The organism is Actinomadura logoneensis, assembly GCF_003428695.1.
Classification (GTDB): Bacteria; Actinomycetota; Actinomycetes; order Streptosporangiales; family Streptosporangiaceae; genus Spirillospora; species Spirillospora logoneensis.
In genome coordinates, this window is the sequence record NZ_QURH01000169.1 from 1 (window position 1) to 17746 (window position 17746).

Consider the following 17746-nt stretch of genomic DNA (forward strand, 5'->3'; position numbering starts at 1 on the left):
CCCGCCCCCACCCCCGCACCCGCCCCGGCGTCCGCGCCGCCGCGGCGCTCCGGCCTCAGCCAGCACATGCGGTACCGGCTGCTCGGCCTGTCGATGGTCGTGGTGGTCCTGCTGCTGTGCGCGCTCACCGTCGGCTTCTACGAGAAGGCCTTCACCCCCGTGCTCAAGGTGCGGGTGGAGGGGGCGCGCGCCGGCCTCCAGCTGCTGCCGCACTCGGACGTGAAGGTCCGCGGGCTGATCGTCGGCGAGGTGCGCGGCACCCGCGCCACCGCGGACGGCGCGACCCTCGACCTGGCGCTCGACCCGGACAAGGCCAAGCTCATCCCGGCCAACGTCCAGGCGCGGCTGCTGCCGAAGACGCTGTTCGGCGAGAAGTACGTCGACCTGGAGGTCCCGGCGCAGCCCGGCCCGCTCGGGCTGCGGCGCGGCCAGGTCATCCAGCAGGACCGGTCGCAGGCCGCGATCGAGATCGACCAGGTGCTCGACAAGCTGCTGCCGCTGCTCCAGGCCGTCCGGCCGGAGAAGCTGAACACCACGCTGAACGCGCTGGCGACGGCGCTGCAGGGCCGCGGCGACCAGATCGGCCGCGACCTGGAGGAGGCCGACTCGCTGCTGGCGAAGGTCAACCCGCAGCTCGGCACCCTCGTGCACGACCTGAACGCGCTGTCGGCGACGTCCGAGATCTACGCGGACGCGACGCCCGACCTCATGCAGGCGCTGCGCAACCTCAACGTCACCAGCCGGACGATCACCGACAAGAAGCGGCAGATCGAGGACCTCATCCCGATGGTCACCGGGTTCGCCAAGGACGGCGACCGGTTCATGCGGGACAACGGGCCGAAGATCATCGGCTTCAACGTGGCGAACCGCCCCGGCCTGGAGCTGCTGTCGTACTACTCGCCCTCGCTGCCGTGCGTGTTCGACACGTTCGAGAAGATCCGGCCGGAGCTGGAGCGGGTCGGCGGCGGCAACGGCGGGACGACCTTCAACCTCACGATCGAGATCGTCAAGCCGCGTCCGGCGTACAAGTACCCGCTGGACCTGCCCGAGGCCAAGGACCGGCGGGCCCCCCGCTGCTACAACCTGCCGAACCCGAAGGTCCCGTTCCCGGACTACCTCGCGCGGGACGGCACAGAGGACGACCTGTGGTGGAAGAACCCCGACCCGGCCAACGCCCCCGCCGGCGGCCGCGGCCGCGCCGTGTCGGACGTCTTCGTGGATCCGGGTTCCATGACTGAGAAGGACAAGATCAAGAGCATCGTCGGCCCGGCCACCCGCACCCCCGCGGACCAGGTCACCGACGCGGTCCAGCTGTGGTGGGGCCCGCTCATGCAGGGATCGGTGGTGAACGTCCGATGAGAGGCAGGACGCTCTCCGCCGGCATCAAGCTGGTGGTCTTCGTGGTGCTGACCTCGCTGGCCACCGGCGTGCTGGCGATGACGATCAGCAACCTGCGGTTCGCCGACACGCGCAGCTACAAGGCGCTGTTCACCGACGTCACGGGCCTGCTCGACAAGGACGACGTGCGGGTCGCGGGCGTCCGGGTCGGCCAGGTCGAGAAGATCAGGCTGACCAGGGACAACCGGGCCGAGGTCACCTTCTCGGTGGAGAAGGGCGGCGTGTTCGCCTCCGGCCTGCCCGCGTCCACGCAGGTCAACGTCCGGTACCGGAACCTCATGGGGCAGCGGTACCTGTCGCTGACCGAGGGGCCGGGCACGGTCGGCCGGACGCTGCGTCCGGGCGAGACGATCCCGGTGGCGCAGACTCACCCGGCGCTCGACCTGACCGTCCTGTTCAACGGGTTCCGGCCGCTGTTCAAGGCGCTGGAGCCCAAGGAGGTCAACAAGCTGTCGTTCGAGATCGTCCAGACCCTCCAGGGCGAGGGCGGCACGGTCAACAGCCTGCTCACCCACGTCGCGTCGCTGACCAACACCCTCGCCGACCGCGACCGGGTGATCGGCGACGTGATCACCAACCTGAACAGCGTGCTCGGCACCATCGACGAGCGCCACCAGCAGGTGGAGCAGGTCGTCGGCGACCTGCGCTCGCTGGTCAGCGGGCTGTCGAACGACCGGGAGGCGATCTTCCAGTCGGTGGACGCGATCAACGGCCTCACCGGCACGACCGCCGACCTGCTGAAGGACGCGCGGCCGGACCTGCGCGACGACATCGCCGGCCTGCGGCAGCTCGCCACCACGTTCAACCAGAACCAGGACGCGCTGAACACCCTGTTCCAGCGCAGCCCGCTGCGGCTGCAGCGGCTGGTGAACATCTCGTCGTACGGCTCGTGGTTCAACATGTACATCTGCGGCCTCGACGCGCGGGTGCGGCTGCCGGGCGGTCCGGTCTACCAGACCCCGGCGATCGTGAACGAGAACGCGAGGTGCAAGTAGATGAGGATTCCCTTCCGGGAGCGGAACCCGGTCCCCATCGGGCTCACCGCGTTCGCCGTGATCATCGTCGCGCTGGTGCTGGCGATGAACCTGGAGAGCATCCCGTTCGTCGCGGGCGGCAGCACCCACACCGCCTCGTTCGCCGAGGCCGCCGGGCTGAAGTCCGGCGAGGAGGTGCGGATCGCGGGCGTCAAGGTCGGCAAGGTCGAGTCGCTGGCGCTGCAGGGCGACCATGTCAAGGTCACCTTCCGGGTGAACGACGGGGTCCGGCTGGGCGACCAGACGCGCGCCGAGATCAAGATCAAGACGCTGCTCGGCTCGCACTTCCTGGCCCTGGACCCGCGCGGGACCGGACGGCTCGGCCGCAACATCCCGGTCGAGCGGACGGCCACGCCGTTCGAGGTCGTCCCGGCGATCAGCCAGCTCAGCACGCAGATCAGCCAGATCGACCACGCGCAGGTCGCCAAGTCGTTCAACGTCCTCGCCGACACGTTCAGGAACTCCGGACCCGAGGTGCGCGCGTCGCTCCAGGGGCTCCAGCGGCTGTCCAGGACGGTCGCCTCGCGCGACGACCAGCTGCACGAGCTGGCCGGCAAGGCCAAGGACGTCTCGCAGCTCCTCGCCGACCGCAACCAGGACTTCGCCAAGCTCGTCCAGGACGGCGACAAGGTGCTGGCGGCGGTGCAGGCGCGGCGGACGGTGATCCACCAGCTGCTGGTGAACACCGTGGCGCTGTCGGGGCAGGTGAACGCCCTGATCAGGGAGAACCGGGCGCAGCTCAGGCCGATGCTCGACAACCTGGCCGGCGTGACGGCGCTGCTCGTCCGCAACCAGGACAACCTGGACAAGATCATCAAGTTGTTCACCCCGTACGCGCGGCAGTTCAGCGACGTCACGGGCACCGGGCGCTGGTTCGACAGCTACATCCAGAACCTGCTCCCGATCCCGGCCTCCATCCAGAGCCCGCCGTCCGGCACCGGACGGCAGGGCAACGGCCAGTCGGGCGGCGGCGGCAAGAACCCGCTGCCGTTCCTCCCGTGATCGCGACCAGGCAGGTACACCACCGTGCGTAACTCAGGACTGATCCTCCGCATCGGCGGGGCGGCGCTCGCCCTCGCCGTCGTGGCGGCCGCGGTCGTGCTGCTGCTGCGCGAGCCCAAGCAGAAGCACGTGACGGCGTACTTCACCCGCAGCGTCGGCCTCTACAAGGGCGCGGACGTGCGGATTCTCGGCATCCCGGTCGGGAAGGTGACCAAGGTCCAGCCCGTCGGCCCGGCGGTGAAGGTCGAGATGACCTACGACGCCAAGTACAAGGTGCCGAGCGACGCCTTCGCGGTCATCGTCAACCAGACCCTCGTCGCCGACCGGTACGTCCAGCTCTCCCCCGTCTACAAGGGCGGCGCCACGCTGCCGGACCGGACGACCCTGACCACCGCCCGCACCCAGGTGCCGGTCGAGGTGGACGAGGTCGGCTCCAGCCTGAGCGACCTCAGCAAGGCGCTCGGGCCGCAGGGGGCGAACAAGGACGGCGCGCTGTCCCGGCTGCTCCAGGTCGGCGCCGACACCCTCCAGGGCACCGGCGACGACTTCAACTCGGCCGTCCACGACTCGTCCAAGGCGCTGAGCACGCTCAGCCAGGACCGCGAGGACGTGGCTAAGACGATCGCCAACCTCCGGGTGATCACCGACACGCTGCGCCAGAACGACGCCCAGGTGCGGTCGCTGAGCGGGCACCTGAACTCGGTGTCCGGGCAGCTGGCGGGGGAGAAGGACGACCTCACCGCCGCCCTGCGCACCCTCGGGCCGACGCTGCGCAACGTCCAGCAGTTCCTCAAGGAGAACCGGGACGGACTGTCGACCAACGTCCGGCAGCTCGCCCAGGTCACCGGGACGCTGGTCAAGGAGAAGGACTCGTTCGCCGAGCTGCTCGCGGTCGCCCCGCTGGCCATCAACAACCTGGCCCGCGCCTACGACCCGATCAGCGGCACCATCCACAACCGCGCCGACCTGCGCCAGTTCCACGACCTGGCCGACTGGGTGTGCTCGCTGGCCTACTCGGTGGGCGCGCCGCCCAAGCAGTGCCTGGACTTCGTCCGGCCCTACAACGGCATCGGCAAGGCGCTCACCGGCCTCAGCCTGGACCTGTCCTGGATCACCGCGCTGACCACGCACTACGACCCGGTGCCGATCCCGCCGGACGCCTACGGGCCGGGCGAGGAGCGCCCGACCACCAGGAAGACGTCCGGCCGGACCGGCGGGACGGGCACCTCCGGCAAGACCGGCAAGGACCCCAAGCCGTCCACGAAGAAGCGCGACTTCACCGACCTGCTGCCGGGAGGTACCCGATGACCCGCCGGTCGTTCCGGACGCCCCTCCGGCTGGGCGCGGTCGCGCTCGCGGGCGCGGTGGCCCTGTCCGGCTGCTCGTTCCGCGGCGTGGACTCGATCCCGCTGCCCGGCGGCCCGGACCTCGGCCCCCGCCCGAAGACGGTGAAGGTCGAGTTCGGCAACGTGCTCGACCTCGTCCCGCAGTCGGTGGTCAAGGTCAACGACGTGTCGGTCGGCAAGGTCGACAAGATCCAGCTCGGCGGCGGGCAGCAGGGCTGGCACGCCGTCGTCACGATCAAGATCCGCTCGGACGTGCGGCTGCCCGAGAACGCCTACGCCCGCATCGGCCAGACGTCCCTGCTCGGCGAGAAGTTCGTCGAGCTGGACGAGCCGCCGGTCGGCGAGCCCGCGCGCGGCCGGCTGAGCGGTGGAGCGGTGATCCCGCTGTCGCGCACCACCCGGTCCACCGAGATCGAGGAGGTCCTGTCGGCCATGTCGCTGCTGCTCAACGGCGGCGGGCTGGAGCAGGTCACCACGATCACCCGGGAGCTGAACGCGGCGATGAGCGGCCGCGAGGCCACCATCCGCTCGGTCCTGGAACGCGTCAACACCTTCGTCGGGACGCTCGACAGGAACCGTCCGGCGATCACCAAGGCCCTCGACTCGCTCGACCGGCTCACCGCCAAGCTGGCCGCCGAGCGCAAGACGATCAAGGCCACGATCGACACCACCGGCCCGGCGATCACCGTCCTGAAGGACAACCGCGCCGACCTCACCGAGATGCTGGTCGCGCTCGACAAGCTCAGCCGGACGACGACCAGCGTGGTCAACCGGTCCCGGGACGACCTGCTCGCCAACCTCAGGACGCTCGACCCGCTGCTGCGCAACCTCAACAAGGCGGGCGGCAACCTGCCGCGCAACCTGGAGACCCTGCTGAGCTTCCCGTTCCCGCCGACGTTCGGCAACGTCATCCGGGGCGACTACGGCAACATCCGGCTGACGCTCGACCTCGACTTCCAGAGCATCGCCCACAACCTGCTGGGCGGCACCGACCTGGAGGGCCTGGCGGGCGGGCAGCAGATGCGGTCGATGCTGAAGGTCCCGAACGTCACGCTGCCGCGGACGCCGCTCGGCATCCTGCCGCAGATGCCGTCCGGCGGCGGACTGCCCGGCCTCGGCGGCAAGCCGGCCCCGCCCGGCAAGCAGCCGGCCAAGCCGAGGCCGAAGGCGCTCCAGGGCCCCAGTGACCTGCACACGCTGATGACCGGGGGGCTCTCGTGATCCTCAAGCGCGGCGTCAAGATCCAGCTCATCGCGTTCGCCCTGATCACGATCATCGGCATCACGATCGTGTCGGTGAACTACATCGGGCTGGGGAAGAAGGCGCTCGGCCGCCAGTACTACGCCTACGTCGACCTGACCGACTCGGGCGGCGTGTTCACCAACGCCGAGGTCACCTACCGGGGCGTCCCGGTCGGACGCGTCGGGCCGATCCAGCTCACCGAGGACGGCATCAAGGTCAAGCTGCTGCTCGACAAGGGCCACCGCATCCCGCGCGAGGGCACCTCCGCCATCGTCGCGAACCGGTCGGCCGTCGGCGAGCAGTACATCGACCTGGAGCCCAGCCGGGAGAGCGGCCCCTACCTGGACCAGGGCAAGCCCTACACGATCCCGCGGCAGCTCACCAAGCTGCCGGTGTCGACCGCGGAGCTGCTGCGCAACGTCGACCAGCTCGTCGGCTCGGTGGACCCGAAGAACCTCGGCACGATCGTGGACGAGCTGGACAAGGCGTTCTCCGGCACCTCCACCGACCTGCAGAAGATCCTCGACGACACCGACCGGATCCTGAAGACGGCGAACCGGGCCTACCCGGACACCAAGGCCCTGCTCGACAACAGCCGCGTCGTCCTGGACACGCAGGCCGCCGAGGGCGCCAACATTCGCGGGTTCGCCGCCAATCTCAGGAGCCTGACCGCCACCCTCCGGGACAACGACGGCGCGATCCGCGACGACATCGCCGCCGCCCCCGGCGCGATCACCCAGGCGGACGGCACGATCAAGGACCTGGCCCCCACCCTCCCGGTGATGCTGGCCAACCTGACCACCACCGGGCAGATCATCGCCTCCCGGCGGGCCGGGCTGCGGTCCCTGATGATCCTCTACCCCGTCACGCTGGCCGGTGTGTTCACGGTGATGCCGGGCGACGGCACCCAGCACCTCGGCCTCGCCCTCAACATCGACTCGCCGCCCCCCTGCACCAAGGGCTACGAGAAGACCCCGCACCGCTGGCCCCAGGACACCCGGGACCGCTGGCCCGACCTCAACACCGGCTGCAAGGCGGCGCACAACTCGCCCAGCGACGTGCGCGGCGCCCGCAACTTCCCGCAGTCCGCCATCGAGCCCGCGCCGAAGGTTCCGCCGGGCGCCACCGACGCCGCCGGGTTCCCGGCCGCCGGGGCACCGGGGAAGACCTCCGACGCGTCCGGGAAGAAGGGCCGCGACGGCCGGACGTCCGCGGCGGGCGCCGGCTCCGCGCCGCGGACGTCCGCGGCGGGCGCCGGCTCCGCGCCGACCCCGATGGGCCAGGTGACCGGCATCAACGTCCCGGTGGCGAACGGCACCGTGGAACTCGCCGGGTACGATCCTTCGACCGGTGTGGTGTACGGCCCCGACGGCCGCCGCTACGGCCTCGGCAACACCGGCGGACAGCAGCGCCTCCTCGGGGACGCCTCCTGGAAGATGCTCCTGCTCGGCCCCCTCATGGGCGGGAAGTGAACCGCCCGGCCCGGGCCGGGAGCGAACCCCTCAACGCGATGAAGGAGACGACGCTATGAAGTACGGCGCGACCGACGCGGTCGACGCCGCGGCGTCGCGGGGCGGAGGCGGCGTGTCGATCGCCGCGGTCGTCCTGGGCGTGCTGGCCGCCGCCCTGGCGGTGGCGACCGTGGTCGCCGGCGTCCGGTACTGGTCCGCGGACCGGGAGCAGGGCGACCGCAGGGCCGTCCTGCAGTCGGCGCGGCAGACCGGGGTGAACCTCGCGAGCATCGACTACCGGACCGTCCAGCAGGGCGTCGAGCGGGTCACCAGCGGCATGACCGGCGAGATCAAGAACCAGTGGGCCACGCAGGCCAAGCAGATCGCCGACATCGCCACCAAGTCCCAGTCGACCTCGTCGGTCCAGCAGGTCCGCGCGGGCATCGTCTCGATGGACGGCGGCTCGGCCGAGGTGCTGGTCTCGATCACCGCGACCACGACCAGCCCGAAGGTCCCGAACGGCCAGCCGCGCTACTACCGGTTCGCCATGGACATGTCGAAGGTCAAGGGCAAGTGGCTCGTGTCGAAGATGGGGATGGTCCCGTGACGACCGACATCAGCGCGCAGGAGCGGGCCCGCCGGGCCCAGGAGGCCAAGCTCAAGGCCGAGATCGCCCGCCGGATGGCCGAGGAGGCCGCCCGGGAGGCCGAGGAGGCCGAGCGCGAGGCGGAGCGGGCCGCCGGTTCCACCGATGCCGGGGACGTCCCGGAATCGCCGGAGAAGCCCGCTGAGGCCCTTACAGAGGCCAAGTCCGCCGAGAGCACCGAGAAGGCCGAGGAGCCTGAGAAGGCCGACGCCGACGCGGACGACGCCTCCGAGGCGAAGGCCGACGCGGACGTGAAGGCCGACGCGGATGTGAAGGCCGACGCGGATGTGAAGGCCGACGCGGATGTGAAGGCCGACGCGGATGTGAAGGCCGACGCCGACGCCGACGCGTCGGACGAGGACGCGGAGAAGGCCGAGCCCGAGGGCTCGGAGGCGTCCGCCGCGTCCGACACGATCACGGACACGCCGGAGCCCGCCACTGACGCGGACGACGAGGCGGAGGCCGACGCCGAACCGTCCGCGGACGAGCCGGCGAAGAAGGCGAAGAAGGCGAAGAGGACCGCGAAGGCCCGCAAGGCCGGTACGGACGGCCGAAGGGGCGGGTTCCTCACATCGGTCAGCGGCACGGTCTGGGCCCTGATCGCGGTGAACCTCGCGCTGGCGGCCGGGCTCGTCGGGTTCCTGGTCGGCAAGTCGCACATCACGGGCGGCGACAAGGACTCCAAGCAGGTCCAGTTCGCGGCGACCCGCGCGGCCGAGGACATCTCGTCCTACGACTACCGGACGATCGACTCGGACCTGAAGCGGGCCGCGAGCCGCACCACCGGCAACTTCAAGACCCAGTTCGACCAGCAGATCACGCAGGTCAAGGCCAGCGCCCAGAAGCAGCAGGCGGTGGTCGAGGGCCAGGCGGTGAAGACGGCCGTCGAGAGCGTGGACGGCGACAAGGCGATCGCGCTGGTCTACCTGGACCAGACGACCGCGAAGCAGGCCACCGCGTCCCGCACGCCGAACCAGTACACGCTGCGCATGGTCATGAAGAAGACCAACGGCCAGTGGCTGGTCTCGGACCTCCAGATGCTCTGACCGCACCGCACCGCACCGTCCCGCCCCGCCCTGCACCGCAGCCGCGCCGTCCGGCAGAGCGGGACGGCGCGGGGGACCCGGTCGGAACCCCGTCAGGGCGGGCGACACGCGACACGCCCGGGCGGGCCCTCCGGGGCCCCGCGGTGCAGCCCCGGCGACAGGCCCCCGAGCCGGGCGGAAACCGGCCCCCGGAGGGCCGCCGGCGGGACGCCGCGGGCCTCCCGCACCGGCTCCCGTTCCGTCCCGAAAACGGTCCTGCGGCAGGACCGGAACGAGACCCCGGGAACCCCTGCCACGTCGAGCGATCTCCCCTCCCCGGGCGGTCGCTCGACGCGTTTCGGCACGCCGCCGCACCGGCGCTGCGGGGCCGTCCCCGGGAGGGCTCTAAACTATGGCCTTCCTCACTGCAGGTCAGAGCCCGAAAAGTCCAAGTGCGCTCTTGACTAGTCGGGTCGGACGAGCGATGCTCGCAGGCAACTGTGATGCATACTGCGGCGCTGGAGTTGCGAGCGGTGTGGTTGTCGACTACACTGCCCCTTTGCGCTGCCCTCTGACTATTCACCTGCGAGAGCACTCCTGCCATGGTCCGTTTTGGACCTCATCGTGCCGGTCTCGCATCTTGAATCGTCTGGCGTGCGTGTCGTCAGTTACGCCGCGAGCCCTCGGAAGGACCACTCTTGGCAGCCTCGCGCAACGCCTCGAATACCGCAACCGGTCCGAACCGCGTCTCCTTCGCGCGCATCAAGGAGCCGCTCGAAGTCCCGGACCTCCTTGCCCTTCAGACCAACTCCTTTGACTGGTTGCTGGGCAACGAGAGGTGGAAGGCCCGGGTCGAGGCGGCCCAGAAGGCCGGAAGTAAGAGCGTCCCGACGCAGTCGGGCCTCGAAGAGATCTTCGAAGAGATCAGTCCCATCGAGGACTTCTCCGGGACCATGTCCCTCTCGTTCCGCGACCACCGGTTCGAGCCGCCCAAGTACTCCGCGGAGGAGTGCAAGGACAAGGACATGACCTTCTCCGCCCCCATGTTCGTCACGGCGGAGTTCATCAACAACACCACCGGTGAGATCAAGAGCCAGACGGTGTTCATGGGCGACTTCCCGCTCATGACCTCCAAGGGCACCTTCATCATCAACGGCACCGAGCGGGTCGTCGTGTCCCAGCTCGTCCGCTCGCCCGGCGTCTACTTCGACCGCGCGCTCGACAAGGCCAGCGACAAGGACATCTACGGCTGCCGGGTCATCCCCAGCCGCGGTGCCTGGCTGGAGTTCGAGATCGACAAGCGCGACAACGTCGGCGTGCGCATCGACCGCAAGCGCAAGCAGCCGGTCACCGTCCTGCTGAAGGCCCTGGGCTGGGACGAGGCGCGCATCCGCGAGCGCTTCGGCTCGTACGAGTCGATCAACATCACCCTGGAGAAGGACCACACCTCCGGCCAGGACGACGCGCTGCTGGACATCTACCGCAAGCTGCGTCCGGGCGAGCCGCCGACGAAGGAGTCGGCGCAGACCCTGCTGGAGAACCTCTACTTCAACCCGAAGCGCTACGACCTGGCCAAGGTGGGCCGCTACAAGGTCAACAAGAAGCTCGGGCTGGACCTGGAGACCAACCAGGGCACGCTGACCGAGGACGACATCGTCGGGACGATCGAGTACCTCGTCCGCCTGCACGCGGGTGAGGAGGAGGCGTCGCTCGGCGGCGCGTCCGTGCCGATCGAGGTCGACGACATCGACCACTTCGGCAACCGCCGCCTGCGCACCGTCGGCGAGCTGATCCAGAACCAGGTCCGGCTGGGCCTGGCGCGCATGGAGCGGGTCGTCCGCGAGCGGATGACCACCCAGGACGTCGAGGCGATCACGCCGCAGACCCTGATCAACATCCGGCCGGTCGTCGCCTCCATCAAGGAGTTCTTCGGCACCAGCCAGCTGTCGCAGTTCATGGACCAGACCAACCCGCTCGCGGGCCTGACCCACAAGCGCCGCCTGAACGCGCTGGGTCCGGGCGGTCTGTCCCGTGAGCGCGCGGGCATGGAGGTCCGCGACGTCCACCCGTCGCACTACGGCCGCGCCTGCCCGATCGAGACGCCGGAAGGCCCGAACATCGGCCTGATCGGCTCGCTCGCCGCGTACGGCCGGGTGAACCCGTTCGGGTTCGTCGAGACCCCGTACCGCAAGGTCGTGGACGGTCAGGTCACCGACCAGATCGACTACCTGACCGCCGACGAGGAGGACCGCTTCGTCGTCGCCCAGGCGAACTCGCTGCTGGACGACGAGGGCCGGTTCACCGAGCCCCAGGTCCTGGTCCGCAAGAAGGGCGGCGAGATCGAGCTGATCCCGCCGCACGAGGTCCAGTACATGGACGTCTCGGCGCGCCAGATGACCTCGGTCGCGACCGCGATGATCCCGTTCCTGGAGCACGACGACGCCAACCGCGCGCTCATGGGCTCCAACATGCAGCGCCAGTCGGTGCCGCTGCTGCGCAGCGAGGCCCCGCTGGTCGGCACGGGCATGGAGTACCGCGCCGCCGTCGACGCCGGCGACGTCATCGTGGCCGAGAAGGCCGGCGTGGTCGAGGAGGTCTCCGCCGACTACGTGACCGTCATGAACGACGACGGCACCCGCAACACCTACCGGGTCGCCAAGTTCAAGCGGTCCAACCAGGGCACCTGCTTCAACCAGAAGCCGATCGTGTTCGAGGGCCAGCGGGTCGAGGTCGGCCAGGTCGTCGCCGACGGCCCCTGCACCGACACCGGTGAGATGGCCCTGGGCAAGAACCTCCTGGTGGCGTACATGCCGTGGGAGGGCCACAACTACGAGGACGCGATCATCCTGTCGCAGCGCCTCGTGCAGGACGACGTCCTGTCCTCGATCCACATCGAGGAGCACGAGGTCGACGCCCGGGACACCAAGCTCGGCCCCGAGGAGATCACCCGGGACATCCCGAACGTCTCCGAGGAGGTCCTGGCGGACCTGGACGAGCGGGGCATCATCCGCATCGGCGCGGACGTCGTCCCCGGCGACATCCTGGTCGGCAAGGTCACGCCGAAGGGCGAGACCGAGCTGACCCCGGAGGAGCGGCTGCTGCGCGCGATCTTCGGTGAGAAGGCGCGCGAGGTCCGCGACACCTCGCTGAAGGTGCCGCACGGCGAGCAGGGCAAGGTCATCGGCGTCCGGGTGTTCTCCCGCGACGAGGGCGACGAGCTCCCGCCCGGCGTGAACGAGCTGGTCCGCGTCTACGTGGCGCAGAAGCGCAAGATCACCGACGGCGACAAGCTGGCCGGCCGGCACGGCAACAAGGGCGTCATCTCCAAGGTGCTGCCCGTCGAGGACATGCCGTTCCTGGAGGACGGCACGCCCGTCGACATCGTGCTGAACCCGCTGGGCGTCCCCGGCCGGATGAACGTCGGCCAGGTCCTCGAGTCCCACCTCGGCTGGGTCGCCAGCCAGGGCTGGAAGGTCGAGGGCGACGACGCCGAGTGGAAGCGCGAGCTCAAGGCGATCGGCGCCGACCAGGCCGAGCCGTGGACCCGCGCGGCCACCCCGGTGTTCGACGGCGCCCGCGAGGACGACGTCACCGGCCTGATCTCCTCGACCCTGCCCAACCGGGACGGCAACCGCATGGTCGGCCCGGGCGGCAAGGCGAAGCTCTTCGACGGCCGCACCGGCGAGCCGTACCGCGACCCGATCGCGGTCGGCTACACCTACATCCTCAAGCTGCTGCACCTGGTGGACGACAAGATCCACGCTCGTTCCACCGGCCCGTACTCGATGATCACCCAGCAGCCGCTGGGCGGTAAGGCGCAGTTCGGTGGCCAGCGCTTCGGTGAGATGGAGGTGTGGGCGCTGGAGGCGTACGGCGCCGCCTACGCCCTGCAGGAACTGCTCACCATCAAGTCCGACGACGTTCTCGGTCGTGTGAAGGTCTACGAGGCCATCGTCAAGGGCGAGAACATCCCCGAGCCCGGCATCCCCGAGTCCTTCAAGGTCCTCATCAAGGAGATGCAGTCGCTCTGCCTCAACGTCGAGGTGCTTTCGAGCGACGGCATGTCCATCGAGATGCGGGACACGGACGAGGACGTCTTCCGCGCCGCGGAAGAGCTCGGCATCGACCTCTCCCGTCGCCCCAATGAGGGCGCGATGAGCGTCGACGAGGTCTGATCAACTCAAGGGGAAACAAGTTGCTTGACGTCAACTTCTTCGACGAGCTTCGCATCGGCCTCGCGACCGCCGACGACATCCGCCAGTGGTCGCACGGCGAGGTGAAGAAGCCGGAGACCATCAACTACCGGACCCTCAAGCCGGAGAAGGACGGGCTCTTCTGCGAGAAGATCTTCGGTCCGACCCGCGACTGGGAGTGCTACTGCGGCAAGTACAAGCGCGTCCGGTTCAAGGGCATCATCTGTGAGCGCTGCGGCGTCGAGGTGACCCGTGCCAAGGTGCGCCGTGAGCGGATGGGCCACATCGAGCTGGCCGCGCCCGTCACGCACATCTGGTACTTCAAGGGCGTGCCGTCCCGGCTGGGCTACCTGCTCGACCTGGCGCCCAAGGACCTCGAGAAGATCATCTACTTCGCGGCCTACATGATCACCAGCGTGGACGCGGAGCGGCGTGACCGCGACCTGCCCACGCTGGAGGCCCACATCTCGGTCGAGCGCCAGCAGATCGAGCAGGCCCGCGACGCCCAGGTGGAGGGACGCCAGCAGAAGCTGGAGTCCGACCTGGCGGAGCTGGAGGAGGCCGGGGCCAAGGCCGACCAGAAGCGCAAGGTGCGCGACAGCGCCGAGCGCGAGATGAAGCAGCTGCGCGACCGCGCCCAGCGCGAGCTGGACCGGCTCGACGAGGTGTGGAGCCGCTTCAAGAACCTCAAGGTCCAGGACCTCGAGGGCGACGAGCTGCTCTACCGCGAGATGCGCGACCGGTTCGGCAAGTACTTCGAGGGCGGCATGGGCGCCGCGGCCATCCAGGCCCGGCTCCAGAACTTCGACCTCGACGCCGAGGCGGAGAAGCTGCGCGAGATCATCCGCACCGGCAAGGGCCAGAAGAAGGCCCGCGCGCTCAAGCGGCTCAAGGTCGTCTCGGCGTTCCTGAACACCCGCAACAGCCCGCTCGGCATGGTGCTGGACTGCATTCCGGTGATCCCGCCGGACCTGCGTCCGATGGTCCAGCTGGACGGTGGCCGCTTCGCGACCTCCGACCTGAACGACCTGTACCGCCGCGTGATCAACCGGAACAACCGGCTCAAGCGTCTGCTCGACCTCGGCGCGCCCGAGATCATCGTGAACAACGAGAAGCGGATGCTGCAGGAGGCCGTCGACGCGCTGTTCGACAACGGCCGCCGCGGCCGTCCGGTCACGGGTCCGGGCAACCGTCCGCTGAAGTCCCTCAGCGACATGCTGAAGGGCAAGCAGGGCCGGTTCCGCCAGAACCTGCTGGGCAAGCGCGTCGACTACTCCGGCCGTTCGGTCATCGTCGTCGGCCCGCAGCTGCGCCTGCACCAGTGCGGTCTGCCCAAGCAGATGGCGCTGGAGCTGTTCAAGCCGTTCGTCATGAAGCGGCTGGTCGACCTCAACCACGCGCAGAACATCAAGTCCGCCAAGCGGATGGTCGAGCGCGCCAAGTCGGTCGTGTGGGACGTCCTCGAAGAGGTCATCACCGAGCACCCGGTGCTGCTGAACCGGGCGCCCACGCTGCACCGCCTCGGCATCCAGGCGTTCGAGCCGCAGCTGGTCGAGGGCAAGGCCATCCAGATCCACCCGCTGGTCTGCACGGCGTTCAACGCCGACTTCGACGGCGACCAGATGGCGGTGCACCTGCCGCTGTCCGCCGAGGCGCAGGCCGAGGCGCGGATCCTGATGCTGTCGACCAACAACATCCTGAAGCCGTCGGACGGCAAGCCCGTCACCATGCCCACCCAGGACATGGTCATCGGCCTCTACTGGCTGACGACGCAGAAGGACGGCGCGGTCGGCGAGGGCCGGGCGTTCGGCTCGATCGCCGAGGCGATCATGGCCTACGACCGGCGCGAGCTGGACCTGCAGGCCAAGATCCAGCTGCGCTTCAAGGACGTCCCGCCGCCGCGCGACTGGGTGGCCCCCGAGGGCTACGAGCCCGGCCAGCCCTACCGGCTGGAGACCACCCTCGGCCGCGCGCTGTTCAACGAGACGCTGCCGGCGGACTTCCCGTTCGTCGACGCCGAGATCGGCAAGAAGCAGCTCTCCGCGATCGTGAACGAGCTGGCCGAGACCTACCCCAAGGTCGAGGTCGCCGACGCGCTGGACGCCCTGAAGAGCACCGGTTTCCACTGGGCCACCCGGTCCGGTGTGACCATCTCGATCGAGGACGTCATCACGCCGCCGAACAAGGCCGCCATCCTGGCCGAGCACGAGCGTGACGACGCCAAGGTGCAGCGCGAGTACAACCGCGGTCTGATCACCGACGAGGAGCGCAAGCAGGAGCTCATCGGGATCTGGAACAAGGCCACCGCCGAGGTCGCCGCCGACATGGAGAAGGCGTTCCCGAAGGACAACCCGATCTGGATGATGATCCAGTCGGGCGCCCGCGGTAACCCGCTCCAGCTGCGGCAGATCGCCGGTATGCGCGGCCTGGTGTCCAACCCGAAGGGTGAGACGATCCCGCGTCCGATCAAGTCGTCCTTCCGCGAGGGCCTGTCGGTCGTCGAGTACTTCATCTCGACGCACGGCGCCCGCAAGGGTCTGGCCGACACCGCGCTGCGGACCGCCGACTCGGGTTACCTGACCCGTCGTCTGGTGGACGTCGCGCAGGACGTCATCGTCCGGGAGATCGACTGCGGCACCGACCGCACGATCGCCTTCCGGGTCGCCGACCGCGCCCCCGACGGCACCCTGGTCAAGCCGGTGCAGTCGGAGACCAGCCTGGTCGGCCGGACGATCGCCGAGGACGTGACGGTGGACGGGACGGTCATCTTCCCGGCCGACACCGACCTGTCCGACACGGTGATCACCCGCCTGGTCGAGGCCGGCGTGGAGGAGGTGCGGACCCGGTCCGCGCTCGTCTGCGAGGCCAAGATCGGTGTCTGCGCCGCGTGCTACGGCCGCTCGCTCGCCACCGGCAAGCGGGTGGACGTGGGCGAGGCCGTCGGCATCATCGCCGCCCAGTCCATCGGTGAGCCGGGTACGCAGCTGACCATGCGCACCTTCCACACCGGTGGTGTCGCGGGTGGTGACATCACCCACGGTCTGCCGCGTGTCCAGGAGCTCTTCGAGGCCCGCATCCCCAAGGGTGTGGCCCCGATCTCCGAGGTCGCCGGCCGGATCAAGATCGACGAGACCGAGAAGACCCGGAAGATCATCGTGGTGCCGGACGACGGCACCGACGAGATCGCCTACCAGGTCCCGATGCGGGCCCGGCTGTCGGACGGCGTCTTCGAGGGCGCCCACGTCGACGTCGGCCAGCAGCTCATCGTCGGTGCGCAGAACCCGCACGAGGTGCTGCGCATCCTCGGCCCGCGCGCGGTCCAGCTCCACCTGGTCCACGAGGTCCAGGAGGTGTACCGGTCGCAGGGTGTGTCGATCCACGACAAGCACATCGAGATCATCGTCCGCCAGATGCTCAAGCGGGTGAACATCCTCGAGTCGGGCGACACCGACCTGCTGCCGGGCGATCTGGTCGAGCGGCCGATGTTCGAGGAGACCAACCGTTCGGTGGTCGCCGAGGGCGGCAAGCCCGCGGCGGGCCGTCCGGTCCTCATGGGCATCACCAAGGCCTCGCTCGCGACCGAGTCGTGGCTGTCGGCGGCGTCCTTCCAGGAGACGACCCGGGTGCTCACCGAGGCGGCCATGCACGCCAAGAGCGACCCGCTGCTCGGCCTCAAGGAGAACGTCATCATCGGCAAGCTCATCCCGGCGGGTACCGGCATGCCGCAGTACCGCAACGTCCGGGTCGAGCCGACCGAGGAGGCGAAGGCCGCGGTGTACTCCGTCGGTTCCTACGACGACGGCGCGGACTACTCGTTCGGACAGGGCTCCGGCGAGGCCGTCCCGCTGGAGGAGTACGACTTCGGTCAGTACAACCGCTAAGCGGCAGTAGTCAGTGAGAGGCCCCCGCCATCCGGCGGGGGCCTCTTCACGTTCCGGCGCCGGTGCCTGGGCGGACGCCCCCTCGGAGGCCTCCTCGGGCGCGCCGCGGGCGCCGGTTTCGGGCCGCACTGGACGGCGCGGGTGGGAACGGGCGGACGGAGCATGGCGTCCAAGGGGGAGATGATTTGCGATTCCCCCGGAGATCGGGGCAGGCTTGAGCCGATGCGTCACATCGTGGGGACCCCCCTCACGTGGGAATATCCGCCCGAAGGAGCCTGACGATGACCGAGAACGACGGCACGCAGGGCCCGCAGTGGCCGTCGCCTCAGGACGACGAGAAGTCCGGGGGCGCGGAGGGCCGGGCGGCCGGTTCCAGTGAGGGCGACCAGGGCTCCCCGCAGCCGGCGCGCCCGATGGGCGACCGCACGGTCGTCTTCGGCGCGCCGCAGCTCGGCGGTGCGGGCGGGGGACAGCCGTCCCCGTCCGGCGCCGCGGGTCCGGCCCGTCCGGAGCGGCCCGCGCCGCCCG

General features: G+C 69.6%; 11 protein-coding genes. All 11 read left to right on the forward strand.

What is annotated here, in order from left to right:
• A partial coding sequence (locus DZF91_RS08760) for an MCE family protein (RefSeq protein WP_328589147.1) occupies nt 1-1359 on the forward strand: 1359 nt, incomplete at its 5' end.
• Nucleotides 1356-2393, forward strand: a complete 1038-nt coding sequence (locus tag DZF91_RS08765) for an MCE family protein (protein WP_117356975.1) — start codon at nt 1356-1358, stop codon at nt 2391-2393. The genes DZF91_RS08760 and DZF91_RS08765, both read left to right, overlap by 4 nt.
• Nucleotides 2394-3434 carry an MCE family protein gene (locus DZF91_RS08770; RefSeq protein ID WP_117356976.1) on the forward strand — a complete coding sequence of 347 codons (1041 nt, stop codon included), beginning with the start codon at nt 2394-2396 and terminating at the stop codon, nt 3432-3434.
• A gap of 24 nt (nt 3435-3458) precedes the next feature.
• Nucleotides 3459-4742: an MCE family protein gene (locus tag DZF91_RS08775; RefSeq protein WP_235834174.1), complete on the forward strand. Its 1284-nt coding sequence runs from the start codon at nt 3459-3461 to the stop codon at nt 4740-4742.
• Nucleotides 4739-6001, forward strand: a complete 1263-nt coding sequence (locus DZF91_RS08780) for an MCE family protein (protein ID WP_117356977.1) — start codon at nt 4739-4741, stop codon at nt 5999-6001. Before DZF91_RS08775 ends, DZF91_RS08780 begins: the two co-directional genes overlap by 4 nt.
• A complete protein-coding gene (locus tag DZF91_RS08785) occupies nt 5998-7494 on the forward strand; it encodes an MCE family protein (protein WP_117356978.1) in 1497 nt (498 codons plus the stop codon). The genes DZF91_RS08780 and DZF91_RS08785 overlap by 4 nt, the downstream gene beginning before the upstream one ends.
• A gap of 55 nt (nt 7495-7549) precedes the next feature.
• On the forward strand, nt 7550-8080 hold the full coding sequence (locus DZF91_RS08790) for a hypothetical protein (RefSeq protein WP_117356979.1): 531 nt from the start codon (nt 7550-7552) through the stop codon (nt 8078-8080).
• Nucleotides 8077-9165: a hypothetical protein gene (locus DZF91_RS08795; protein WP_117356980.1), complete on the forward strand. Its 1089-nt coding sequence runs from the start codon at nt 8077-8079 to the stop codon at nt 9163-9165. The genes DZF91_RS08790 and DZF91_RS08795 overlap by 4 nt, the downstream gene beginning before the upstream one ends.
• Nucleotides 9166-9842: 677 nt before the next feature.
• Nucleotides 9843-13319, forward strand: a complete 3477-nt coding sequence (gene rpoB / locus DZF91_RS08800; RefSeq protein ID WP_117356981.1) for a DNA-directed RNA polymerase subunit beta — start codon at nt 9843-9845, stop codon at nt 13317-13319.
• 20 nt (nt 13320-13339) lie between these two features.
• Nucleotides 13340-17218, forward strand: coding sequence for a DNA-directed RNA polymerase subunit beta' (locus DZF91_RS08805; RefSeq protein ID WP_117356982.1), 3879 nt, complete (start codon nt 13340-13342; stop codon nt 17216-17218).
• A 281-nt stretch (nt 17219-17499) separates the two neighbouring features.
• A partial coding sequence (locus DZF91_RS08810) for a hypothetical protein (protein WP_199486509.1) occupies nt 17500-17746 on the forward strand: 247 nt, incomplete at its 3' end.